Source organism: Arthrobacter sp. SlRoot2-15, assembly GCF_059739345.1.
Genome location: NZ_AP046058.1, coordinates 362,184 through 384,768 on the forward strand (window position 1 = coordinate 362,184; position 22,585 = coordinate 384,768).

The following is a 22,585-nucleotide window of genomic DNA, read 5'->3' on the forward strand; positions in this document are numbered from 1 at the left end:
AAGGTGAACCGTAGTTTCACAGCAATCAGCTTCACAGAAGTAATTCCAAACGAAAGGGAACCGGCCTGCTGGCATAATCACGGCAGAGAAGTTCCAAGACCAGATGATGCGTGTTCTCGTGTCATCGTTCACGCGAGGGAGCGTTTTAGTGGCCGATCAGGCAACTGCGCAAGAATTCGACATCCTGGTACTCGGTGGCGGCAGCGGCGGCTACGCAACTGCGCTCCGCGCCGTCCAGCTCGGCCTTACGGTCGGCCTCATCGAAAAGGGAAAGCTCGGCGGCACCTGCCTGCACAACGGCTGCATTCCCACCAAGGCCCTGCTGCACTCCGCCGAACTGGCCGACCACGCCCGTGATTCCGCCAAGTACGGCGTCAACGTGACCCTGGACAGCATCGACATCAATGCCGTCAACGCGTACAAGGACGGTATCATTGCCGGCAAGTTCAAGGGCCTCCAGGGACTCATCAAGGGCAAAAAGGGCATCACCGTCATTGAGGGCGAGGGCAAGCTCCAGGGCACCGACACCGTCGTCGTAAACGGCACCGCGTACAAGGGCAAGAACATCGTCCTCGCGACCGGCTCCTACTCCCGCACCCTGCCCGGCCTCGAAATCGGCGGCAAGGTCATCACCTCCGACGAAGCCCTCACCATGGACTTCATCCCGAAGAGCGCCATCATCCTCGGCGGCGGCGTGATCGGCGTCGAGTTCGCCTCGGTCTGGAAGTCCTTCGGCGTCGACGTCACCATCATTGAAGGCCTGCCGTCCCTCGTCCCGAACGAGGACGCAACCATCGTCAAGAACTTTGAGCGCGCCTTCAAGAAGCGCGGCATCAAGTTCTCCACCGGCGTCTTCTTCCAGGGCGTCGAGCAGAACGACGACGGCGTCAAGGTCACCCTCGTCGACGGCAAGACGTTCGAGGCCGACCTCATGCTGGTCGCCGTCGGCCGCGGCCCGGTCACGGCCAACCTCGGCTACGAAGAAGCCGGGCTGACGATCGACCGCGGCTTTGTCATCACCAACGAGCGCCTACACACCGGCGTCGGCAACATCTACGCCGTGGGCGACATCGTCCCGGGCGTCCAGCTCGCCCACCGCGGCTACCAGCAGGGCATCTTCGTGGCCGAGGAAATCGCCGGCCTCAAGCCCGTCGTCGTTGAGGACGTCAACATCCCCAAGGTCACCTACTCCGAGCCGGAGATCGCCACGGTCGGCTACACCGAGAAGGCCGCCAAGGCCAAGTTCGGCGACGACCAGATCGAAACCCAGGAATACAACCTCGCCGGCAACGGCAAGAGCTCCATCCTGGGCACCTCCGGCATCGTCAAGCTGGTCCGCCAGAAGGACGGCCCCGTCGTCGGCGTTCACATGATCGGCGCCCGCATGGGCGAGCAGATCGGCGAGGCCCAGCTGATCGTGAACTGGGAAGCCTACCCCGAGGACGTGGCCCAGCTGGTGCACGCCCACCCGACGCAGAACGAATCGCTCGGCGAAGCCCACCTCGCCCTGGCAGGGAAGCCCCTGCACGGCTAACAGCCCGCACCACCGCAAGACCACCGCGCTTAGTGCATCCGGCCGGAAAAGCCGGGTGCACTAAGCTCGAACCAGGCAGCAACCATCCGCACCAAAGATCAATAAGGAGAACGGGGACGACATGTCTGAATCCGTTAACTTGCCCGCCCTCGGTGAGAGCGTCACCGAAGGAACCGTCACCCGCTGGCTCAAGCAGGTCGGTGACCGGGTAGAGGTGGACGAGCCCCTGCTCGAAGTCTCCACCGACAAAGTAGACACCGAGATCCCCTCTCCGATCGCCGGCGTGATCGAGGAAATCCTCGTCGCCGAAGACGAGACCGCCGAGGTCGGCGCACCGCTGGTGCGCATCGGCGACGGCTCCGGTTCCGGTTCTGCCGAATCCGCTGCCCCGGCCGCCGAGGAAGCCCCCGCCGCAGAGGCTCCGGCCGAAGAAGCCCCCGCCGAGGCGCCCGCCGCACCTGCCGCCGAAGCCGCTCCGGCCGAAGCACCCGCCACCGAGGCCGCCCCGGCCGGCGAGGGCCACGAGGTGACCCTTCCCGCCCTGGGCGAGAGCGTCACCGAAGGCACCGTCACGCGCTGGCTGAAGAGCATCGGCGACACCGTCGAGGTGGACGAGCCGCTGCTGGAAGTTTCCACCGACAAGGTCGACACCGAGATTCCGTCCCCGGTTGCCGGCACCCTGCAGGAAATCCGCGTCGCCGAGGACGAGACGGCCGAGGTCGGTTCCGTCCTCGCCGTGATCGGCTCCGGCGCAGCTGCCCCGGCAGCCGCACCGGCCCCCGAGGCGCCCAAGCAGGAAGCCCCCAAGCAGGAGGCCCCCAAGCAGGAAGCCGCGGCTCCGGCCGAGGCCCCGAAGCAGGAAGCCCCGAAGCAGGAAGCAGCCCCGGCCGCTCCCGCAGCCGCGGCCGAGTCCGGCTACGTCACTCCCCTGGTCCGCAAGCTCGCCAACCAGCAGGGTGTGGACATCTCCTCGCTGACCGGCACCGGCGTCGGCGGCCGCATCCGCAAGCAGGACGTGCTGGCCGCGGCCGAAGCCAAGGCAGCCCCGGCCGCTGCCTCCGCCCCGTCCGCCGCCCCGGCCGCGGCATCGGCTGAACTGTCTTCGCTGCGCGGCACCGTGCAGAAGGCCCCGCGCATCCGCCAGGTCATTGCCCGCCGCATGCGTGAGTCGCTGGACATCTCCACCCAGCTGACCCAGGTCCACGAGGTGGACATGACCAAGGTCGCCAAGCTGCGCGCCAAGGCCAAGAACTCCTTCCAGGCCCAGAACGGCTCCAAGCTGACCTTCCTGCCCTTCATCGCCAAGGCCGTCGCCGAGGCCCTGAAGCAGCACCCGAAGGTCAACGCCTCCTACGACGAGGACAAGCAGGAGATCACCTACCACAACGCCGAGCACCTGGCGATTGCGGTGGACACGGACAAGGGCCTGCTGGTTCCGGTCATCGCCGACGCCGGCAACCTGAACCTGGCCGGCCTCGCCGGTAAGATCGCCGACGTCGCCGACCGCACCCGCAACGGCAAGATCGGCCCGGACGAGCTCTCCGGCGGTACCTTCAGCATCACCAACATCGGTTCCGTGGGCGCCCTCTTCGACACCCCGATCATCAACCAGCCGCAGGTCGCCATCCTCGGCACCGGGGCGATCGTCAAGCGGGCCGTCGTGGTCTCCGACGAGAACGGCGACGACTCGATCGCGATCCGTTCGATGATGTACCTCTCGCTGACGTACGACCACCGCCTGGTGGACGGCGCCGACGCGGGACGCTTCCTGCAGACGCTGAAGGCACGCCTTGAGGAAGGCGCCTTCGAAGCCGACCTCGGCCTCTAGGCCGCAGCCACCGAAAGGTGAGTCAAGGGCACCTTCCCGTCCGGGAGGGTGCCCTTCGCAATTTGCGGACACTTTGTCGCTAAGCTAGGTCCCATGAACATCGTCTATAACATCATGGTCTTCCTGCACATCATCGGCGCCGCCATGATTGTCGGTATCTGGATTGCCCAGATGAAGAAGCCCACCGTGCACCCCCGCCAGTTCGACGGCGCCGCCCTGCAGATCATCACCGGCGTCGTGATGATGGGCCTCATCCCGGCCCTGAACATGGAGGCGAACTACTTCAAGCTGGGCATCAAGTTCTCGATCGCTCTCGCCGTCGTGGTCCTCGCGTTCATCGGCAGCCGCAAGTACAAAAAGGACGAACCCGTCAGCAAGGGCCTCGCCCACGGCGTCGGCGGCCTTGCCCTGCTGAACGTGGCCATCGCCACCCTCTGGCAGTAAGCTCCGCCCACCACAACGGCGGCGACGCACCCCGCGAGGGTGCGTCGCCGCCGTCGTTAAAAACGGGCCCGGCACGAATGTCGAGGCTATCCTCTGAGAGCGGACACCGGGTGCGGCGGCGGTCCCGACTCCTTAGGATGGGGAACGGCAGGATCCCGCCTACCTGGCAGGATCGCTGATTCAACGACGCTGAGGAGTGGACATGGCAACAACACGCACCGCACACACTGTATGGAACGGCGACCTGATGTCGGGGGCGGGCAACACCAGCCTGGACAGCTCCGGGCTCGGCAACTTCGACGTGACCTGGAAGGCGCGCGCCGAGGCTGCCGAGGGCAAGACCAGCCCGGAGGAACTGATCGCCGCCGCGCACTCCGCCTGTTTCTCGATGGCGTTCAGCCACGCCCTGGCCCAGGCCGGCCACGCCCCGGAGGAAGTCAACACCAAGGCCGACGTCACCTTTGAGCCCGGCACGGGAATCACCGGCAGCCACCTCACGCTCAACGCCCGGGTGCCCGGCATCTCCGAGGAGGACTTCCAGCGCATCGCCGGGGAAGCCAAGACCGGCTGCCCGGTCTCCGCGGCCCTGACCGGCATCGAGATCACCCTCGACGCCACCCTGGCCGCCTAGCACAGGCTCCCCCAGGGACCACGAAGGCCCCCGCACCGAATCATCCGGGGCGGGGGCCTTCGTCGTTTCTGCTAGTCTGCCTGCCGGCGGGCCGGCAACGGGGCCGGACGCACCGTGCGGTAGCCCTCGCGCAGCGGCGGCCGGTCGGTGGGCAGCTCCTGGATCATTTCCTTGAGCGCGCCGATGCCGTACTCGAGCTGCGGGTCCGCGCCGGCCGCGTAGGCGTGCGGCGGGAAGGCCACCTCGATGTCGGGGGCCACACCGTAGTTCTCGACGCCCCAGCCCACACCGCCGGTGAACCACGTCGCATAGCGCGGCTGGGTGACCCCGGTGCCGTCGGCGAGGGCGAAGCGGTTGTCGATGCCGACGACGCCGCCCCAGGTCCGGGTGCCGATGACCGGGCCGATGCCGCGGAGTTTCGACACCTGGGTGATGATGTCGCCGTCGGAGCCGGCGAATTCGTCGGTGAGGATGACGACCGGGCCGCGCGGGGCGTGGTGAGGGTAGGTGCGCGGGCGCTCCCCGCGCGGCATGCTCCAGCCGGTGACCTTGCGGCCGATCAGCTCGGCGACCAGCTGCGAGGTGTGCCCGCCGCGGTTGCGGCGGACGTCCACGATCAGGCCGTCGAGGGAGGTTTCGGTGTCCAGGTCGCGGTGCAGCTGCGCCCAGCCGTTGGCCAGCATGTCCGGGATGTGCAGGTACCCGAAGGTGCCCTGCGAGGCTTCGCGCACGGTGCGGCGGTTGGAGGCGACCCATTCCTGGTACCGCAGCCGTTCCTCGTCCTTGACCGGGACGACGGCGACGCGGCGCTGCTTGCCGGCCTGCCCGCCGTGCCCGGCGCCGTTGCGCAGGGTCAGCTCGACGGCGCGGCCCGCGGCGCCGGCCAGCTGCACGGCCGGGGTGAGGGCGGCGGAGAGTTCGACGCCGTCGATCGCCAGCAGCACGTCGCCGGTCTTGGCATCAACCCCGGGCCGGGTCAGCGGCGAGGTCGCCAGCGGGTCCGAGGACTCCCCGGCGAGGATGCGGGTGATTTCCCAGCCCTCGCCGGTGTACGCGAGGTCTGCGCCAAGGCGGCCCTGGCCGTTGCTGCCGTTCTCGGTCACCAGGGCCGGGCGGACGTAGGCGTGCGAGGTGCCCAGTTCGCCGTGGAGTTCCCAGAGCAGGTCCACCAGGTCATCGTGCGAGCCGAGCCGGTCCACGATCGGCCGGTAGCGGGCGTGCACGGAATCCCAGTCCTGCCCGGCCATGTCCTCGGTCCAGAAGAAGTCGCGCTGCAGGCGCCAGGCCTCGTCGAAGGCCTGGCCCCAGACGCTGACCGGGTCCAGCCGGACCCGGATACGGTTTAGGTCGACTTTGACGAGCTGCCCGGAGTCCTCGTCGGCCTTGGCCGCGGCCGGTGAGACGCGGATCTGTTTGTCCTGGACGAGGACGACTTTTTCGCCGTCGCCGGTGAGCCGGTAGCTGTCCAGGGCCTCGACGATCGTGGAGGTGCGGCGCTTGGCCAGGTCGAAGCGGACCAGGCTCGGCGCCGCGTTCTTGTCCTCCAGCGTGGCCCGGCCTTCCCCGGTCACGCCGGCCAGCTCGTGGTCGAGCCAGAGCAGCGCGCCGGCGGTGGCGGAGAGGTCGGAGTAGTTGCCCTGCGGGACCGGGACGTTGATCACGCGGTGCGCCAGCCCCTCGGCGTCGACCCTGACCGACACCGCATCCTCGGTGCCGGCAGCCTCCGTGGCGCCGGCGGAGTCGGTGTCATCGTCGGGGAGGGCGACGCTCGGCCCGAACGGGGACGGGGTGTCGGCGGCCAGGGCCACGAGGTAGGGCTTGATCGGGCTCGGGAAGGACAGGTCGAAGGAGTGTCCGTCGTAGACCGGGTCAAAGCTGCGGTTGGAGAGGAAGGCGAGGAACTTGCCATCCGGGGTGAAGGCCGGCGACTCGTCCCGGAAGCGGCCGTCGGTGACGTCGATGATCACGGGCCGGGCGGAAGGTTCCCCCGTGCCCGGCTCGCCCGTGCCTGTTCCGGCCGCGATTCCGGCAAGCCGGAGCCGGGTGCGGGAACCGAAGGAGGTGACCGGCTCGGCCCAGCCCAGCCATGCCGAGTCCGGCGACCAGCTGAAGCCGTCGATGCTGCCCTCGCCGATGCTGCTCAGCACGGTCAGGGCGCCGGTGCGGGTGTCCGCGAGGTAGACGTCGCCGAAGGAGGTGCCGACGGCGACCCAGCGGCCGTCCGGGCTGGCCTCCAGGGCGCTGGCGTGGCTCGGCTTCGGGAAGTCGATCCGGGTAGGCTGCCCGGCGGCGGCAGGCGCTGCGCTGTCCCGGGACACGCCGGCCGGGGCCACGCCCTCGCTGTCATCGCCGGGCGCTGCGTCCGCCGCGACGACCGGCCGGGTCAGGGCGGCTGCGGAGACGGGGCGGGGCAGCGGAGTGCCGCCGTCGGCGTCGTGCCCGGCCTTGGCGGTAGCCGCCGGGGCGGTTGCCGGGGCGGTTGCCGGGCCGGCGTGCACGAGGGCCGCGATGGCCTTCAAGTAGAGGGCTTCGGCTCCCCCGTGGTCCGCGATGTAGGCGATCCGGCCGGCGCCGAAGGGGCGGGGCAGGCGTGCGCGGACGCCGGCGGTGGCCTCCACAATGCGCGAGGGACCGTCCTTGTGCCGCAGCCAGTGCAGGGTGCCGTGGGCTTCCACCGCGCTGGCGTCGCCGGTGTGGTCCGGGATGACGTCGCCAAGGTGGCGGGAGGGCTTCAGCGCGGTGGAGCGCCGGGCCTGCGAGGCCGAGCCCAGGGTGATGTCGAGCTTGACGGCGTCCGCGTCGAGGCCGGCCAGGAGCCAGAGTTCACCGGCGGATTCGAAGATCACCCGCTCACCGTCCGTGGCTGCGTGCCGGACGTAGAAGTCCTCGTGGTCCGTGTGGCGGCGGAGGTCTGTACCGTTGGGCAGCACGGAGTAGAGGTTGCCGTAACCCTCGTGGTCGGAGAGGAAGGCGATCCGGCCGCGGACCCACATGGGGTCGGTCAGGTTGCCGTCGAGTTCGGGCACGAGCCGTTCGAACTCGCCGTTCCCGTCCGCGTCGATCCAGAGCTTGCCGGCCGTGCCGCCGCGGTAGCGCTTCCACCAAGCGGGTTCGCGGGAAAGCACACTGGCCAGGACCACGGGCCGTTCGTCCCCAAGGACGGTGCCGAACGCCACGGACTCGACCGGCCCGAACGGCAGTTCCTCGGCCCAGCCGCCGTCCACCGGCAGGCTGTAGGCGTGGGTCAGGCGGCTGTCCGCCTGCCGGAACGCACTGGTGACCACCACGTCGCCGTCGGGGGTAAACCCCTTGACCCGGGTGGAGCTGTGGCCGAAGTAGCTGAGCTGCCGGTATCCGCCGCCGTCGACGTCCGCGGTCACGACCTCCGGGGCGGTGCCCTGGACGACCGTCCACACCAGGCGCTGCCCGTCCGGGCTGAAGCGGGGGTTGCGGGCGGGCAGCTGCAGCGAGGAAACCCGCCAGGCGCGGCCGCCGTCGAGAGGCGCAATCCAGACGTCGTCCTCGGCCACGAAGGTGACCAGATCGCCGTGAAGATGCGGAAAACGGAGGTAGCTCGAATTGGTCATCGTTCGATCATAGTCAAAACGGACGCGGCCTCCGGGGAGGTTCCCCTGCCGTGCCGGGCATGGTGAGATGGATCATGCGAATCCTTGTTGCCGGCGCCTCCGGGCTGATCGGAACCGCCCTTTCCGGCACGCTGCGCGGCAGCGGGCACGACGTCGTCAGCCTGGTCCGGCGGCCGCCCGCCTCGGCCGCCGAGTTCCAGTGGGATCCCGCCGCGGGGCGGATCGACGACGTTGCCCTCAAGGGCGCCGACGCCGTCATCAACCTCTCCGGCGCGGGGATCGGCGACCGTCCCTGGACGCGGCGCCGGATCAACGAGCTGGGCACCTCGCGGCTTGACGCCACGCGGACCCTGACGGCGGCGATGGGCCGGATGGACACCCCGCCTGCGGTCTTCCTGAGCCAGTCCGCCTCCGGCTACTACGGAAACGCCGGGCCCGCGGTGCTGCGGGAGAACGCTCCGGCGGGGAACGGCATCCTGGCCCGGATCTGCGTCGACTGGGAGGCCGGCGCGCACCAGGCGCCGGCCGGGGTCCGGGTGGTCACCGCCCGCACCGGCGTCGTCCTGAGCCGCAGCGGAGGGGCGCTGGGCCGGTTGCTGCCGCTGCTGCGCCTGGGCGTGGGCGGACCCCTCGGCAACGGCCGCCAGTACTGGCCGTGGATTACGCTGCCGGATGTGGCGGGCGCCTTCGAATTCCTGCTTACCGCCCCGCTGGACGGGCCCGTCAACGTCTGCGCGCCGGAAAGCGCGGACGTGAACTCGTTGATCGCGCGGCTGGCCGGGGCGCTGCACCGGCCGGCCCTGCTGCGGGTGCCCGCGCCGGTCCTGCGCCTCGTGATGGGCCAGCTGGCCAACGAGCTGCTGCTGGCCAGCCAGCGGATGGAGCCCGCGGCCCTGGCCGGTGCCGGGTTCCAGTGGCAGCACCCCTCGCTGGCCGAGGCCGCCGCCTGGGTGGCGGGCCCCTCCTAGCCCGCGGCGCCGGGAAGGATCTCCTGGATCCGCCACCTGCCGTCCACCGGCACCAGGACCAGGCGGAGCCGGCGCTCCCCCGCGGCGGCCGCCTCGGCCACGACCGAGCCGTCGGCTTCCCGTTCGCGGTACGGCGGCGAGGCCACGCTGAGCGCCACCACCGCCCGGGCGGGGGTGCTTTCCGGCAGGCTCTCGACCAGCGAGAGCCTGGCCTCGAACCCCTCCAGCACGTGGCCCGATTCCGCCAGCCGGGAACCGAGTGCGGCGTCCGCGGCGGCGGCGGGCGACCCCGGTTCGTTGACGTGCTCCAGTAAGCCGAGGCTGCCCGAGGCGAGGGCATAGGACCGGAGGCCGGCGAGGCCCCGGACGGCGTCCTCCGGCCGTGGCGCCGCGAGCAAATTCCGCAGTTCCGCGGGAACGTCCGGGGTTACTGCGGCTGCGGTCGGGTTGGCTTGGCCGGCGGGGCCCGACGGTCCGGGTGCCGGACCGGCGAGCAGCGGTGCCGCGACGATGCCGCCGGCCGTGACGAGGGCTGCCAGCACAAACGCGGCCGCGACCCGGCGGGTGCCGGCGCCCAGGAAGCCCGTCCTCCGGAGACCCTGCACCCTGGCACGGGATGCTGCGTGCCGTGCCCGGGCTGCCCCTCCGGTCGCGGCTTCGGTGCCCGCTCGCGGCGTCAATACGGCGAGTGCGGGGCGAACCCGCGAGTCAGCCTTTGGACGCCGCCCCTGACCGCGCCCCAGCCCCTGCGCCCTGCCCTGCCAGGCCCGGAGCCAGTCCCGGAGCCAGGCCGTCCGGCGCGCCCTCGCTCTGACGGGCAGGGACCGCCGGGTCAGCAGCTCCGGCAGCACGGTCGGGTGCACCGACGCCGACAGGTCCACGGGCGCTGCCGGCGCGCTGCGGAAGACGGCGGCCGCAAGTTCTGCCGCGGACGGCCGCTGCCGCCGGTCGGTGCGCAGTCCCGCCTCGAGGGCCTCGGCGAGGCCGGCCGGAACCCCCGGGACCAGCAGCGGCAGCGGCGGCCGCTGCGCCTCCGGCTCCGGCGCCCGGCCGGTGAGGCAGAACCAGCCGAGGGCCGCCACGGCATAGACGTCCCCCTCCGGCTGCAGCCCGGCCCGGACAGCGTCAACCGGCGCGGGGTCGCGGAACCCGTCCGTGCCCGGGCGGGACGGTTCCCCCGGGTCCGCCAGCATCCGGGCCACTCCGAGGTCGGAGAGCAGCGGCTTGCCCCGTGCGGTGAACAGCACGTTGCCGGGTGAGACGTCGCCGTGGGTAAAGCCGTTCCCGTGCAGATACGCCAGCGCCTGCGCGATCGGCGTCAGGACCGTGACGGCCTCCCCCGGCGTCAGGCTGCCGCGCGCGGCCAGCAGCGCTGCCAGTGATCCGCCGGGCGCGTAGTCCAGCACCAGGGCCAGACCCGCGGCGCCGCCGCTCCCGTGGCGCAGCCGCACGACGGCGCGGGCCTTGACGAGGTGTTCGTGCTCGAGCACGGAAAGGATCCGGATCTCGCGCCGCACGGCTTCCTCGGCGTCGTCCGGCGCTGTTGGCCCGGCACCGGCAAAACACTTCAGCGCGACGTCACGGCGCGTCACATGTTCCGTGGCCAGCCAGACGGCGGCGGTTCCGCCGCGCCCCAGCAGCCGGCCGACGTCGTACCCGGGAACCTGCGGGGGGCGCCCGGCGCCGGGCCGGGAGGGCAGCATGTCATCATCCATAGCTCAGGAATAGCGGATCCGCGCCGCCCCTGCAGAAGTTATCCACAGGCATGAGAGCTTCACCACAGAATCGGTCCGCGGAAGCGCCGAGGACTAAGCTGGATGCCATGACTCTTGAGTTCTCCCAGCTGGGTCTGGCTCCCGACTTCGTCGACTACACCCGCGGCTGGGACATCCAGCGCGAGCTCCACGAGAAAGTCGTCGCCGGAACCGCCCCCAGCACCGTGCTGCTGCTCGAACATTCCGCGGTCTACACCGCCGGCAAACGCACCGAAGACCACGAACGCCCCTTCGACGGGACACCCGTGGTGCCGGTGGACCGCGGCGGCAAACTGACCTGGCACGGTCCGGGCCAGCTGGTGGGCTATCCCATCATCAAGCTGAAGAATCCGGCCGGCATCCGGGACTACGTCGAGCGCCTCGAAGCCGTCATCATCGCCGTACTGGCCGACTACGGCATCGACGCCGTCCGGATCAAGGGCCGCGCCGGCGTCTGGATCGACCAGGACGAGAAGGGCCCGGCACGAAAGATCGCCGCCATCGGCATCCGCGTCCACGAAGGTGTGACCATGCACGGCTTCGCGATCAACTGCAACAACGACCTGGCGCCCTACGCCCAGATCATCGCCTGCGGCATCACCGACGCCGGCGTCACCACGATCGCGCAGGAGACCGGCCGGGACGTCACCCCCGCAGACCTCTTGTCGCGGATCACCGAGGAACTACGCAACAATGAAGAAGCCCTAGTTGCAACCCATGAAGGAGCCCTACTGTGACACTGGCACCAGAAGGCCGGAAGATGCTGCGCATTGAGCAGCGCAATGCGGCCACCCCGGTGGAACGGAAGCCCGAATGGATTAAAGCCAAGGTCCAGATGGGCCCGGAGTTCGTCCAGCTCAAAAACCTCGTCAAAAAAGAAGGCCTGCACACCGTGTGTGAGGAGGCCGGCTGCCCCAACATCTTCGAGTGCTGGGAAGACAAGGAAGCGACGTTCCTGATCGGCGGCTCCGAGTGCACCCGGCGCTGCGACTTCTGCCAGATCGACACCGGCAAACCCTCCCCCGTGGACATGTTCGAACCCACCAAGGTCGCCCGCTCCGTCCAGTCCATGGCCCTGCGCTACGCCACCGTCACCGGTGTGGCCCGAGACGACCTCGCCGACGAAGGCGTCTGGCTCTACGCCGAAACGGTCCGCAAGATCCACGAACTGAACCCGGGCACCGGCGTCGAACTCCTGATCCCGGACTTCTCCGGCAAACCCGAACACATCGCGGCGATCTGCGACTCCAAACCCGAGGTCTTCGCGCACAACGTCGAGACCGTGCCGCGGATCTTCAAGCGCATCCGGCCCGCGTTCCGCTACGAACGCTCCCTGGACGTCATCACCCAGGGCCGCAACCTCGGCATGGTCACCAAGTCCAACCTGATCCTGGGCATGGGCGAGACCCGCGAGGAAATCTCCGAAGCCCTGCGCGACCTGCACGAGGCCGGCTGCGACCTGATCACCATCACCCAGTACCTGCGCCCGTCCGAACGCCACCTCCCGGTGGACCGCTGGGTCAAGCCGCAGGAATTCGTCGACCTGCAAAACGAGGCCAACGAGATCGGCTTCCTCGGCGTCATGTCCGGGCCCCTGGTCCGCTCCTCCTACCGCGCCGGCCGGCTCTGGGCCACCGCGATGCGCAAAAAAGGCTGGGACGTCCCCGCCGAACTCGCCCACATCGAAAGCTCCGGCAGCACCCGCCAGGAAGCCAGCTCACTGCTCGCGGCGCACTCCTGAACCAACCCGCCCACCATGGCCGCCCAGGGCCGGCGCCGGAGCAATCCGGTGTCCGGCCCTGAGCCGTGCATCACGTAGAATTAAGGCACTATGGCGAATTCCCCTGACTCCAGCACGTCCACTTCTTCTGCCGATGCGCCGAAGCGTGGCCTTTTCTCCCGCAAGCCCAAGGAAGCCAAGGTCAAGAAGCCGAGCCGGCTGAAGCAGATCCGCGAAGTCTTCCAGATGACGCGCCGCCACGATCCGATGGTCCCGTGGCTGATGCTGCTGGCCTTCCTCGGCGTCGTGGCGGTCAGCTTCCTGGTGGGCTTCCTGCTGGAGAACTGGATCACCGGGCTGATCATCGGCATTCCGCTGGGTATCCTCGCGGCCACGCTGATCCTCTCCCGCCGCGCCGAACGTGCCGCGTTCGCCCAGATTGAGAACCAGCCGGGCGCCTCGGGCGCCGCACTTGGCACCCTCCGCCGCGGCTGGATCACCGAAGAGCAGCCGGTCGCCGTAAACCCGCGCACCCAGGACGCCGTGTTCCGCGCCATCGGCCGGCCCGGCGTCGTGCTGGTCAGCGAAGGCCCCAGCCACCGCGTCAAGCCCCTGCTCGACGGCGAACGCAAGCGCCTCGCACGCATCCTGCCCAACGTCACCATCCATGTGATCGAAAGCGGCCGGGGCGAGGGCCAGGTGCCGATCAGCCAGGTCGCCAAGAAGATGGGCAAGATGAAGAACGAACTGACCAAGACCGAGGTCAGCACCGTCTCCAAGCGCATCTCCTCGCTCGGCAACCGCCTGCCGATCCCCAAGGGCATCGACCCGTACAAGGCCCGCCCGGACCGCAAGGCGGCCCGCGGCCGCTAGGGGCGCCCACGCTTTCTACGAACGCCCCGGTTACCGGCATCACGCCGCAAGCCGGGGCGTTCCGCTTTGGCCCACCTCATCCCACCCGCCCGACGCCGGCGCCGCACCGCCGTCGTTGCGGCCGCCGCAGCCGCCGTCGTTGCGGCCGCCACTTATGCCGCCGCCCCAACCGAATCCGGAGAGCCTAATGAAACGCCCCTCGAAGACCGCCGTCGTCAGGATATTCCGCGTGCTGGCCATCGCCGAAGCCTTCAGCTGGGCGGCGCTGCTGGTGGGGATGTTCCTCAAGTGGGTGCTCCGGACCACCGAACTGGGTGTGGAACTCGCGGGTCCGGTGCACGGGGCGTTCTTCATCGGCTACGGAATCTCGGCCCTTGCGCTCTGGCGGCTGCAGCGGTGGCCCTTCCGGGTGGCGCTCTTCGCCGGGCTCTCCGCCGTCCTGCCGTTCACCACCGTCTGGTTCGAACGCTGGGCCGGCCGCCGGGGCTACCTGTCCGTCCGCGACGGCGAGGACGATCTGACCCGTGCCCAGGAGTCCGTGCGGGTCTAAGTCCCGGCGACGCGCTTGGCGATCCGGTCCGTTTCTTCGCTGGGCTGGTCAGCACTCCCGGGTTTGCCTCCGGGCCCCCGCCATTGGCCGCAGGTGGCCGCCACGCGGGCCCTATTCCGGCCATCTCCGGCAAACCGGCGGGGGGCTTCCGCGTATCGGCCGGTCCGACTGAGCGAAGCCCGGTCAATGGCTCCTCCCAGAGACCCTGGCGGCCCAGAATCGGGATTCGCCGCCTCGAACGTGGCTGACCCACGCCATTCGCCACAGGTGGCCGCCATGCGGGGCGGGATACCGGCCATCTCCGGCAAACCGCCGCAGATTCGGTGCTGGGCAGGCGGTTCTGGCAGCTTCCTTCGGCGAAATCCGACGCCGGCCCTCACCATCGCGGGTCCGGCCGTTCAGCGTCGGGCGGCCCCTACCTCCGGACGAGAATCGTGTTCATGGCCTTGTCGTGCAGGCCGCGGTGGTCCGGGTCGAAGATGACCGCGGGGATTACGAGGCAGAGCAGCACACTGCGGACCAGGGCCGGAAGCGGGCCTGCTGGGCCGCCGTCGAGCCGAAGGACATGGATGCCCATGATGCGGTGGCCGATGCTGTAACCCAGCGTGCCCACCAGCAGCGCCTGCTCCACGGCGAACACGGCGAGGGTTGCCCAGGAGTTCCCGGCAAAGGCGAAGTTGCTGATCAGCAGGGCGATCCCCCAGTCGATGCAAATGGCGAGGATCCGTCGGCCCGCCCGGGCGATGGAGCCGGGGCCGGACTCGGGCAGGCCGAGGCGCTCTCCCGGGTACTTGGAGATGCCGGAGGTGTCCGGTCCGCTGAGCCAGGAGCCTATGTCTTTACGATCAACCACCCTCCAAGCCTATCGGCTCCAGCAGCCCTCGACTGATGTTCACAATGTGGACTTTTCGTGGTCACAGAGCGGACCCGGATAGGCCACACTGTGGACAGCGGCTAGCTTTAACACGTCAGCGCATTCTGTAACCTGCCTGAAACAAAGCGGACACCGCGGGGAAATCCCGTGTCCTTAGGGTGGTAACAGTTGCCAGCGGCATCGTAGCGGGGTGAACACTGCGTTTCCCCCGCCGTCGGACTGCGCTGGACCACACGGCCCGATGGCCAGATCTTTCATATGCGTAAGGAGCATAGATGTTCAAGACTGCGGACGAAGTCCTCAAGTTCATCAAAGACGAAGACATCAAATTCGTCGATATCCGCTTCACCGACCTCCCGGGCGTCCAGCAGCACTTCAACGTGCCCGCCAAGAGCGTTGACGCGGACTTCTTCGTCAACGGCCAGCTCTTCGACGGCTCGTCGATCCGCGGCTTCCAGGGCATCGCCGAGTCGGACATGCAGCTCATCCCGGACGTCACGACGGCGTTTGTCGACACCTTCCGCATCGAGAAGACCCTCGCGCTGAACTTCTCCATCGTGAACCCCCGCACGGGTGACCCGTACCACCGCGACCCCCGCGGCGTGGCCGAGAAGGCCGAGGCCTACCTGGCTTCCACCGGCATTGCCGACACCGCGTTCTTCGCTCCCGAGGCCGAGTTCTTCGTCTTCGACAACGTCCAGTACCAGTCCTCCCCGCAGGGCAGCTTCTACAAGATCGACTCCGAGGAAGCCCACTGGAACACCGGCCGCGAGGAAGAGGGCGGAAACCTCGGCTACAAGACCCCCGTCAAGGGCGGCTACTTCCCGGTCTCCCCCACCGACAAGCAGGCCGACCTGCGCGACGCCATGTGCATCGCCCTGGACGAGGCCGGCCTTGAGGTCGAGCGCAGCCACCACGAGGTCGGTTCCGCCGGCCAGGCCGAAATCAACTACAAGTTCACTACGCTGACCCACGCGGCCGATGACCTGCAGAAGTTCAAGTACGTCATCAAGAACACCGCGGACGCCTGGGGCAAGTCGGTCACCTTCATGCCGAAGCCGGTCTTCGGTGACAACGGCTCGGGCATGCACTGCCACCAGTCGCTGTGGAACGGCGGCGAGCCGCTGTTCTACGACGAGAAGGGCTACGCCGGCCTCTCCGACACCGCCCGCTGGTACATCGGCGGCCTGCTGAAGCACTCCTCCGCCGTTCTGGCCTTCACCAACCCGACGGTGAACTCCTACCGCCGCCTGGTCAAGGGCTTCGAGGCCCCGGTCAACATGGTCTACTCGCAGGGCAACCGCTCGGCCGGTATCCGTATCCCGATCACGGGCTCCAACCCGAAGGCAAAGCGCATCGAGTTCCGCGCCCCGGACCCCTCCTCCAACCCGTACCTGGCCTTCGCTGCCCAGCTGATGGCCGGCATCGACGGCATCCGCAACCGCATCGAACCCCCGGCCCCGATCGACAAGGACCTCTACGAGCTCCCCGCCGAGGAAGCCAAGGACATCCCCAAGGCTCCGGGCACGCTCGAGGAGGCCCTGGAAGCCCTGGCCGAGGACAACGAGTTCCTGCAGGCCGGCGGCGTCTTCACCCAGGACCTGATCGACACCTGGATCGAGTACAAGTACGAGAACGAGATCCGCCCGCTCTCGCTGCGCCCGAACCCGTACGAGTTCGAGCTCTACTACGGCGTCTAGCCACCAGCGGCTTTCCGTCAACGGATGGCACGACGGCGGCCCCCACCTTTGGTGGGGGCCGCCGGTCTTTAAGCAACGGCCTCGTCAGGGCACCGGCTACTCCCCGGTCGTGCCGTCGATCCGTTCCCGCAGGAAGTCCGCGTGGCCGTTGTGCCGGGCGTATTCCTCAATCATGTGGACCAGCACCCAGCGCAAAGACACGGTGCCCCGCTGTTTGGCATCCCCGGTGACATCCAGATCGGCGGCGTTCCTGACGAACGATTCAGCAATGGCCACCTCCTCACGCCACGCCCGCCAGGCCGCGTCGACGGCGGCGGCGTCGGCGGTTGCCCCGTCGAAGTCCCCGTCCGGGTCGGCTGCGGAGTGAAAACGCGGCGGGATATCCTGTCCGGCCAGCATCTCCCGGAACCAGTAGTGTTCGACGTCGGCCATGTGCCGCACCAGGCCCAGCAGCGAAATCGTGGATGGTTCCACCGGCCGCCGCGCCAGCTCCTCCGGTCCAAGGCCCGCGCACTTGAGTTCCAAAGTTTGCCGTTGCCAGCCAAGGAATTCCGAAAGGGTGGTCCGCTCATCCGTGCGCGGCGCCGGTTCAATCCGCGGATCCGCGGCGGTGTTTGTGCTCGTGCGCGCCATCCTTTGACGGCCCGGTCAGAACGCCCGGTACATGGTCCGCTGCGGGCCCGCGCCGCCGCCCAGGTACTGCCCGCGGTCCTCGAAGCCGGCCTTGCGGTAGGCGGCCTGCCCGGCCGGATTCTCTTCGTTTACGGAGAGGACGACGCCGGCCTGCCCGCCGCCGAGGGCTGCGGTCAGTTTCGCCGCCGCCCGCACGGCGGCCTCGGCCGCGAGCGGGCCCAGGCCCTTGCCCTGCTGCCGGAGGTCGATCAGGAAGCCGCGCAGCAGCCAGACCGACGTGTCGTCCGCCCAGCCGGCCAGGGTCGCCGCGCCGGTCTGCAGCGTCAGGACCCCGACAGCGGATCCGCCGACGTCGATGACAAAGGGGTGCCGGGCGTCCTCCTCGAGGCCCAGCAGCATCATCCGCAGCGGGTCCCCGACAAAGCGGCGCTGCCCCTCGCCGAGTTCAAGCTCGGCGACTTCCCCCAGCTTGACGGCGCGCGCGTCGTCGTCGAGGTCCTTCAGCGGCAGCAGCCACACGTGTCCAGGCATATTTGAAGCCTACCCATGCCGGCGGCGTGCTTCGAACGCTACAGGGCGGCGTCCTTGGGTGGCCCGGCCGGGTCCATCCAGAACACTTCCCAGAGGTGGCCGTCCGGGTCCTGGAAGCTGTGGGTGTACATAAAGCCGTAGTCCTGGGCTTCCTCCGACGGTGTCCCGCCGGAGGTCAGGGCGGTCCTGACCAACTGGTCCACGGCCTCGCGGCTCTCCAGCGAGAAGGACATAATCGCCTCGCTGGTGCTGCGGGCGTCGGCGACCGTCTTGGACGTGAAGGTCTTGAAGTAGCTCTCCACCAGCAGCATCACGTACGCATCGTCGTTGACGATCATGCAGCTCGCGTTCTCGTCGGTGAAGTCGGGGTTGAAGGAAAACCCCAGCGCGGTGAAGAACTCCACCGTCTTCGCGAGGTCTTTTACGGGCAGGTTTACAAACAGTTGCCTGGTCATGCGCCCCAAGGTAGCACCGTGGCCGCCCGCACGTCAGCAGCCGGCCGCCGGCGCCGTTGCGGGCCCGGCAGCCACCTGCGTGCCTACTGGCCGTAGAAGACCCGCTCGAAGACGGCACGCGCCCGCCGGCTGAGCCGCAGGTAGTCCTCCTCGAACGCGGCGGCGTTCCCCTGGCCGTAGCCGCACCAGCGGGCCACCGCCTCCAGGTCGCGCCGCGAGGAGGGCAGCAGGTCCGAGGCACGGCCGGTCCAGATCACGTTGGCCGAGCGGATCCGGCTCGCGAGCCGCCAGGCCCGCAGCAGCAGCACCACTTCCCCGGCCTCCAGCAGTTCCAGCCCGGCGGCCGCCTCCAGGGCCTGCACCGTGGAGGTGGTCCGCAGCTCCGGGTGCCGGCCGGCGTGCCGCAGCTGCAGCAGCTGGGCGAGCCATTCGACGTCGCTCAGGCCGCCGCGGCCCAGCTTGAGGTGCCGGGCCGGATCCGCGCCGCGGGGCAGCCGCTCGGACTCGACGCGCGCCTTGACCCGCCTGACCTCACGGACATCCTGGTCGGTAATCGTTTCCGGGTACCGGATCGGATCGATCAGCGCCACGAAGTCGGCGGCGAGGTCGTCGTCGCCGGCCATCGGCCGGGCCCGCAGCAGCGCCTGGGCCTCCCAGATGAGAGACCAGCGCCGGTAATACTCGGCGTAGGACTCCAGCGACCGCACCATCGGCCCGGCCTTGCCTTCCGGGCGCAGGTCCGCATCCACCATCAGCACGCGCTCGGCCAGGATGGCGGGCTTGAGCGGCTGGGTCAGCAGGCTGGAGAGCTTGCCGACAATCAGGGCCGCCTGCTGCTGCGCCTCGTCCTCCGGGACGCCGGGCAGCCCGCGGTGCACGTACATCACGTCGGCGTCGGAGCCGTAGCCGATTTCCCGGCCGCCTTGGCGCCCCATCGCCACCACCAGCACCCGGGTCTTAAGGGGCCCGCCGGCCGAAACGACCGTCTCGGCCACCCGGAGCGCGCCCAGCACCGCGGCGCGGTCCGTGTCGGCCAGCGCCGCGCCCACCTGGTCCTGGTCCAGCAGCCCGGCGCTGTCGGCGATGGCAATCCTGAGGATTTCGCGGCGCCGGATCAGGCGGATCAGGCGCATGGCGCTTTCCGGATCGGCGTGCCGGGACATTTTGGAGGTGATCTCCAGCCACTGCGCCTCGTAGCTGAGCGGGGCCAGGTCCTTGTCCGAGCCGAGCCAGGCCACCGACTCGGGCGAGACCTCCAGCAGGTCGGAGATCAGCCGGGAGTTGGAGAGCACGTGGCAGAGCCGCTCGGCCGCCGCCGTCGAGTCCCTGAGCAGCCCCAGGTACCAGTGCGTGGTGCCGAGCGCCTCGCTGACCCGGCGGAAGGCCAGCAGCCCGCCGTCGGGGTCCACCCCCTCGGCGAGCCAGCCGAGCAGGATGGGCAGCAGCTGGCGCTGCAGCGCGGCGCGGCGGCTGACCCCGCCGGTGAGCGCCTCGATGTGCCGCATGGCGCCGGGCGGGTCGAGGTAGCCGAGCGCGGCGAGCCGGCCCTGTGCGGCCTCGGGGGTGAGCCGGGCTTCCTCGCTGCTGAGCGCGGCGGCGGTGTTCAGCAGCGGCCGGTAGAAGATGCGTTCGTGCAGTTCGCGGACGGAGCGCTTGGTTTTCCGCCAGGCCGCGAGCAGCGCGTCCGGGTGCGGGCGTTCGTTCGAGAACGGGCCCAGCACGGCCTTCGCGAGGGACCGCAGCGAGGCCTCCTTGACCGGCATGAGGTGGGTGCGGCGCAGCTGGAAGAGCTGGATCCGGTGTTCGAGCAGCCGGAGGTAGCGGTAGTCGCGGTCGAATTCCTTGGCGTCCGAGCGCCCGATGTAGCCGCCGGCGGAGAGCGCGGCGATGGCCGAGGTGGTGTCCCGGCAGCGCAGCGTCTCGTCCGACTTGCCGTGCACCAGCTGGAGCAGCTGGACGGTGAATTCGACGTCGCGCAGCCCGCCGCGGCCCAGCTTGATCTGCCGCTGCTCTTCCTCGGCCGGGATGTGTTCGGTGACGCGCCGGCGCATCGACCGGACCGACTCGACAAATCCTTCGCGGCCCGCGGAGGCCCAGATCAGCGGCGCGACGGCGGCCTCGTAGCGGGCACCGAGGGCGGCGTTCCCGGCGATGGTCCGGGCCTTGAGCAGCGCCTGGAACTCCCAGCTCTCGGCCCAGCGCGCGTAGTAGCTCTCGTGCGAGGCGAGGGTGCGCACCAGCGGCCCGGACTTGCCCTCCGGCCGGAGGTTGGCGTCGACTTCCCAGAGCCCGGGTTCCCGGCTCGTGGACATGATGGCCCGCGAAATCCCCGAGGCCAGGGCGGTGCCGATGGTGTTCGCCCGCGGGTCCTCCAGCGTGCCGGCGTCGATCACGTAGATGACGTCGACGTCGGAAATGTAGTTCAGTTCGCGGGCGCCGCACTTGCCCATACCGATCACGGCGAGGCCGACGTCGGCCACCTCCGCGGCGCTGAACTGTTCCGCTGCCTCGGCCCGGGACACGGCCAGGGCCGCCTCGATCGCGGCGCCGGCCAGGTCCGCGAGCTCGGCGCCGACGGCGGGCAGGTAGTCCAGCGGGTCGGCGGCGCACAGGTCCTTGACCGCCAGTTCGACGAGTCCGCGCCGGTAGGCCGTGCGGAGCGCCGCGTACGCATCCTGGCCGGCCAGGCCCGCGACCGGTCGGGCCGCCTTCGGGTCGGCGCGGACGGACTGCAGGAGGCGGGTGCGGAGCGCGGCGGCGTCGGCGGGGGCCGGCTCGGGGCTGGACCTCGTGTGGAAGGCGTCGAGGTGTTCGGGGTGCCGGATGAGGAACTCGCCGAGGGCCTCGGACGCGCCGAGCACGCGGTAGAGCGGCTCGCTGCGGTCCGGCTCGGCCGCGGCGAGTTCACGCAGGTCCGGATGCTTCTCGATCAAACGCACCAGCGACAGCAGCGCCGTGTCCGGGTTGGCGGCCAGGGCCAGCCCGGCGAACAGCGCATCCTGGTCCAGGCCATCCAGCTCCGGGGCGGCCAGGAACCGCTCGCCCTTCTCGAGGTCGTTGAACCCCGCGGCGATGAGGCGCCGTGCCAGGCTCACCGCGGCCGCCTAGAGGATGGCCAGGTTGCGCTGCAGCTCGTAGGGCGTCACCTGCAGGCGGTAGTCCTGCCACTCGGCGCGCTTGTTGCGCAGGAAGTGCTCGAAGACCTGCTCGCCCAGGATCTGCGGCATCAGCTCGGAATCCTCCATGGTGCGGATGGCGTCGTGCAGGCTGGCCGGCAGCGGGTCGTGGCCCATCGCGCGGCGCTCGGCCGAGCTCAGCGACCAGATGTCGTCCTCGGCGGCGGCGGGCAGCTGGTAGCCCTCCTCGATGCCCTTGAGCCCGGCGCCCAGCAGCACCGCGTAGGCCAGGTAGGGGTTGGCCGCGGAGTCGATGCCGCGGTATTCGATCCGGGCGGACTGGCCCTTGCCCGGCTTGTACAGCGGGACACGGACCAGGGCGGAGCGGTTGTTGTGGCCCCAGCTCAGGTAGCTCGGGGCCTCTCCCCCGCCCCAGAGCCGCTTGTAGGAGTTGACGAACTGGTTGGTCACGGCGGTGAACTCGGGGGCGTGCTTGAGGATGCCGGCGATGAACTGGCGGGCGGTCTCGGAGAGCTGGAACTCCGCGCCGGCCTCGTAGAAGGCGTTGGTGTCGCCCTCAAACAGGGAGAAGTGGGTGTGCATGCCGGAGCCGGGGTGCGCGGTGAACGGCTTGGGCATAAAGGTGGCGTAGGTGCCCTGCTGCAGCGCGACCTCCTTGATCACGGTGCGGAATGTCATTATGTTGTCCGCGGTCTGCAGGGCGTCCGCGTAGCGCAGGTCGATCTCGTTCTGGCCGGGCCCGGCCTCGTGGTGGCTGAACTCCACCGAGATGCCAACGGACTCGAGCATGGTCACGGCGGTGCGGCGGAAGTCCTGGGCGACGCCGCCGGGGACGTGGTCGAAGTAGCCGCCCTCGTCCACCGGGACCGGCGCGCCGTCCGGGCCGGGCTGCTGGGACTTGAGCAGGTAGAACTCGATTTCGGGGTGGGTGTAGCAGGTGAAGCCCATGTCCGCGGCCTTGGCCAGGTTGCGCTTGAGCACGTTGCGCGGGTCCGCCGCGGACGGCTCACCGTCGGGGGTCAGGATGTCGCAGAACATCCGCGAGGTCGCTTCCGTCTCGCCGCGCCACGGCAGGATCTGGAAGGTGGAGGGGTCCGGCTGGGCCAGCATGTCGGATTCGAAGACGCGGGCCAGGCCCTCGATCGAGGAGCCGTCGAAGCCCAAGCCCTCCTCGAAGGCGCCTTCCACTTCGGCCGGTGCCAGCGCCACCGACTTCAGCGATCCCACGACGTCGGTGAACCAGAGGCGCACGAAGCGCACATCGCGCTCTTCGATCGTCCGCAGGACAAACTCTTGCTGGCGGTCCATGGTGCCTCTTTCCGGGTTTAAGTCCATGCCCCCGGACCGCCCCGACTACTCGTCGTCG

18 protein-coding genes are annotated in these 22,585 nt (G+C 69.5%); 10 read left to right on the plus strand and 8 right to left on the minus strand.

What is annotated here, in order from left to right; genetic code table 11:
* Window positions 1-148: 148 nt before the first annotated feature.
* The 4 genes from lpdA (at window position 149) to AC6I9V_RS01715 (ending at window position 4,437) form a co-directional block, all read left to right on the plus strand.
* Window positions 149-1,534, plus strand: a complete 1,386-nt coding sequence (gene lpdA, locus AC6I9V_RS01700) for a dihydrolipoyl dehydrogenase (protein WP_349411885.1) — start codon at window positions 149-151, stop codon at window positions 1,532-1,534.
* A 121-nt stretch (window positions 1,535-1,655) separates the two neighbouring features.
* Window positions 1,656-3,362, plus strand: a complete 1,707-nt coding sequence (gene sucB, locus AC6I9V_RS01705; protein WP_497898110.1) for a 2-oxoglutarate dehydrogenase, E2 component, dihydrolipoamide succinyltransferase — start codon at window positions 1,656-1,658, stop codon at window positions 3,360-3,362.
* Between the two features lie 93 nt (window positions 3,363-3,455).
* Window positions 3,456-3,806: a hypothetical protein gene (locus AC6I9V_RS01710; RefSeq protein WP_497898111.1), complete on the plus strand. Its 351-nt coding sequence runs from the start codon at window positions 3,456-3,458 to the stop codon at window positions 3,804-3,806.
* Between the two features lie 202 nt (window positions 3,807-4,008).
* On the plus strand, window positions 4,009-4,437 hold the full coding sequence (locus tag AC6I9V_RS01715; protein WP_497898112.1) for an OsmC family protein: 429 nt from the start codon (window positions 4,009-4,011) through the stop codon (window positions 4,435-4,437).
* Between the two features lie 71 nt (window positions 4,438-4,508).
* Here the strand turns inward: AC6I9V_RS01715 and AC6I9V_RS01720 are convergent, their stop codons facing one another.
* The gene (locus AC6I9V_RS01720) at window positions 4,509-8,024 is read right to left on the minus strand and encodes a S41 family peptidase (RefSeq protein ID WP_497898113.1); all 3,516 of its coding nucleotides are present in this window, start codon (window positions 8,022-8,024) and stop codon (window positions 4,509-4,511) included.
* A 74-nt stretch (window positions 8,025-8,098) separates the two neighbouring features.
* Here AC6I9V_RS01720 and AC6I9V_RS01725 point away from each other — a divergent pair, with 74 nt between their 5' ends.
* Entirely contained in the window at window positions 8,099-8,992 is an 894-nt protein-coding gene (locus AC6I9V_RS01725) for a TIGR01777 family oxidoreductase (protein WP_497898114.1), read from the plus strand.
* Here AC6I9V_RS01725 and AC6I9V_RS01730 read toward each other — a convergent pair.
* On the minus strand, window positions 8,989-10,707 hold the full coding sequence (locus AC6I9V_RS01730) for a serine/threonine-protein kinase (protein WP_497898115.1): 1,719 nt from the start codon (window positions 10,705-10,707) through the stop codon (window positions 8,989-8,991). The two genes, AC6I9V_RS01725 and AC6I9V_RS01730, sit on opposite strands and share 4 nt — an antisense overlap.
* 50 nt (window positions 10,708-10,757) lie before the next feature.
* Between AC6I9V_RS01730 and lipB the strand changes: the two genes are divergently transcribed.
* From lipB to AC6I9V_RS01750, 4 genes are all read left to right on the plus strand, one after another.
* Window positions 10,758-11,483, plus strand: coding sequence for a lipoyl(octanoyl) transferase LipB (gene lipB, locus AC6I9V_RS01735; RefSeq protein WP_497898116.1), 726 nt, complete (start codon window positions 10,758-10,760; stop codon window positions 11,481-11,483).
* Window positions 11,480-12,487, plus strand: coding sequence for a lipoyl synthase (lipA, locus tag AC6I9V_RS01740; protein WP_497898117.1), 1,008 nt, complete (start codon window positions 11,480-11,482; stop codon window positions 12,485-12,487). The genes lipB and lipA overlap by 4 nt, the downstream gene beginning before the upstream one ends.
* A gap of 90 nt (window positions 12,488-12,577) precedes the next feature.
* Window positions 12,578-13,339, plus strand: a complete 762-nt coding sequence (locus AC6I9V_RS01745; RefSeq protein WP_349414026.1) for a DUF4191 domain-containing protein — start codon at window positions 12,578-12,580, stop codon at window positions 13,337-13,339.
* 187 nt (window positions 13,340-13,526) lie between these two features.
* On the plus strand, window positions 13,527-13,889 hold the full coding sequence (locus AC6I9V_RS01750; RefSeq protein WP_497898118.1) for a DUF3817 domain-containing protein: 363 nt from the start codon (window positions 13,527-13,529) through the stop codon (window positions 13,887-13,889).
* Between the two features lie 415 nt (window positions 13,890-14,304).
* Here the strand turns inward: AC6I9V_RS01750 and AC6I9V_RS01755 are convergent, their stop codons facing one another.
* Window positions 14,305-14,742: an RDD family protein gene (locus tag AC6I9V_RS01755; protein WP_497898119.1), complete on the minus strand. Its 438-nt coding sequence runs from the start codon at window positions 14,740-14,742 to the stop codon at window positions 14,305-14,307.
* Window positions 14,743-15,038: 296 nt separating this feature from the next.
* Here AC6I9V_RS01755 and glnA (AC6I9V_RS01760) point away from each other — a divergent pair, with 296 nt between their 5' ends.
* Complete coding sequence (gene glnA / locus AC6I9V_RS01760; protein ID WP_138769611.1) at window positions 15,039-16,463, plus strand: type I glutamate--ammonia ligase; 1,425 nt, start codon at window positions 15,039-15,041, stop codon at window positions 16,461-16,463.
* A 96-nt stretch (window positions 16,464-16,559) separates the two neighbouring features.
* On the opposite strand, the gene AC6I9V_RS01765 is transcribed toward glnA (AC6I9V_RS01760), so the two are convergent.
* The 5 genes from AC6I9V_RS01765 to glnA (AC6I9V_RS01785) form a co-directional block, all read right to left on the minus strand.
* Window positions 16,560-17,096 (minus strand): DinB family protein, encoded by a 537-nt coding sequence (locus tag AC6I9V_RS01765; RefSeq protein ID WP_497898120.1) that lies wholly within the window; start codon window positions 17,094-17,096, stop codon window positions 16,560-16,562.
* 15 nt (window positions 17,097-17,111) lie between these two features.
* A complete protein-coding gene (locus AC6I9V_RS01770) occupies window positions 17,112-17,627 on the minus strand; it encodes a GNAT family N-acetyltransferase (protein ID WP_497898121.1) in 516 nt (171 codons plus the stop codon).
* A gap of 38 nt (window positions 17,628-17,665) precedes the next feature.
* Complete coding sequence (locus tag AC6I9V_RS01775) at window positions 17,666-18,082, minus strand: VOC family protein (RefSeq protein ID WP_497898122.1); 417 nt, start codon at window positions 18,080-18,082, stop codon at window positions 17,666-17,668.
* 83 nt (window positions 18,083-18,165) lie between these two features.
* Window positions 18,166-21,177, minus strand: a complete 3,012-nt coding sequence (locus AC6I9V_RS01780) for a bifunctional [glutamine synthetase] adenylyltransferase/[glutamine synthetase]-adenylyl-L-tyrosine phosphorylase (RefSeq protein ID WP_497898123.1) — start codon at window positions 21,175-21,177, stop codon at window positions 18,166-18,168.
* A gap of 9 nt (window positions 21,178-21,186) precedes the next feature.
* Entirely contained in the window at window positions 21,187-22,527 is a 1,341-nt protein-coding gene (gene glnA / locus AC6I9V_RS01785) for a type I glutamate--ammonia ligase (protein WP_138769615.1), read from the minus strand.
* Between the last annotated feature and the right edge of the window lie 58 nt (window positions 22,528-22,585).

Excerpts from the sequence above, each read along its gene's own strand:
- AC6I9V_RS01715 (WP_497898112.1), top strand. The coding sequence starts at position 4,009 with ATGGCAACAACACGCACCGCACACACTGTATGGAACGGCGACCTGATG.
- sucB (WP_497898110.1), top strand. The coding sequence starts at position 1,656 with ATGTCTGAATCCGTTAACTTGCCCGCCCTCGGTGAGAGCGTCACCGAA.
- AC6I9V_RS01730 (WP_497898115.1), bottom strand. The coding sequence starts at position 10,707 with ATGGATGATGACATGCTGCCCTCCCGGCCCGGCGCCGGGCGCCCCCCG.
- AC6I9V_RS01720 (WP_497898113.1), bottom strand. The coding sequence starts at position 8,024 with ATGACCAATTCGAGCTACCTCCGTTTTCCGCATCTTCACGGCGATCTG.
- AC6I9V_RS01745 (WP_349414026.1), top strand. The coding sequence starts at position 12,578 with ATGGCGAATTCCCCTGACTCCAGCACGTCCACTTCTTCTGCCGATGCG.
- AC6I9V_RS01775 (WP_497898122.1), bottom strand. The coding sequence starts at position 18,082 with ATGACCAGGCAACTGTTTGTAAACCTGCCCGTAAAAGACCTCGCGAAG.
- AC6I9V_RS01770 (WP_497898121.1), bottom strand. The coding sequence starts at position 17,627 with ATGCCTGGACACGTGTGGCTGCTGCCGCTGAAGGACCTCGACGACGAC.
- glnA (WP_138769611.1), top strand. The coding sequence starts at position 15,039 with ATGTTCAAGACTGCGGACGAAGTCCTCAAGTTCATCAAAGACGAAGAC.
- AC6I9V_RS01750 (WP_497898118.1), top strand. The coding sequence starts at position 13,527 with ATGAAACGCCCCTCGAAGACCGCCGTCGTCAGGATATTCCGCGTGCTG.
- AC6I9V_RS01710 (WP_497898111.1), top strand. The coding sequence starts at position 3,456 with ATGAACATCGTCTATAACATCATGGTCTTCCTGCACATCATCGGCGCC.
- AC6I9V_RS01725 (WP_497898114.1), top strand. The coding sequence starts at position 8,099 with ATGCGAATCCTTGTTGCCGGCGCCTCCGGGCTGATCGGAACCGCCCTT.
- AC6I9V_RS01765 (WP_497898120.1), bottom strand. The coding sequence starts at position 17,096 with ATGGCGCGCACGAGCACAAACACCGCCGCGGATCCGCGGATTGAACCG.
- glnA (WP_138769615.1), bottom strand. The coding sequence starts at position 22,527 with ATGGACCGCCAGCAAGAGTTTGTCCTGCGGACGATCGAAGAGCGCGAT.
- lipB (WP_497898116.1), top strand. The coding sequence starts at position 10,758 with ATGAGAGCTTCACCACAGAATCGGTCCGCGGAAGCGCCGAGGACTAAG.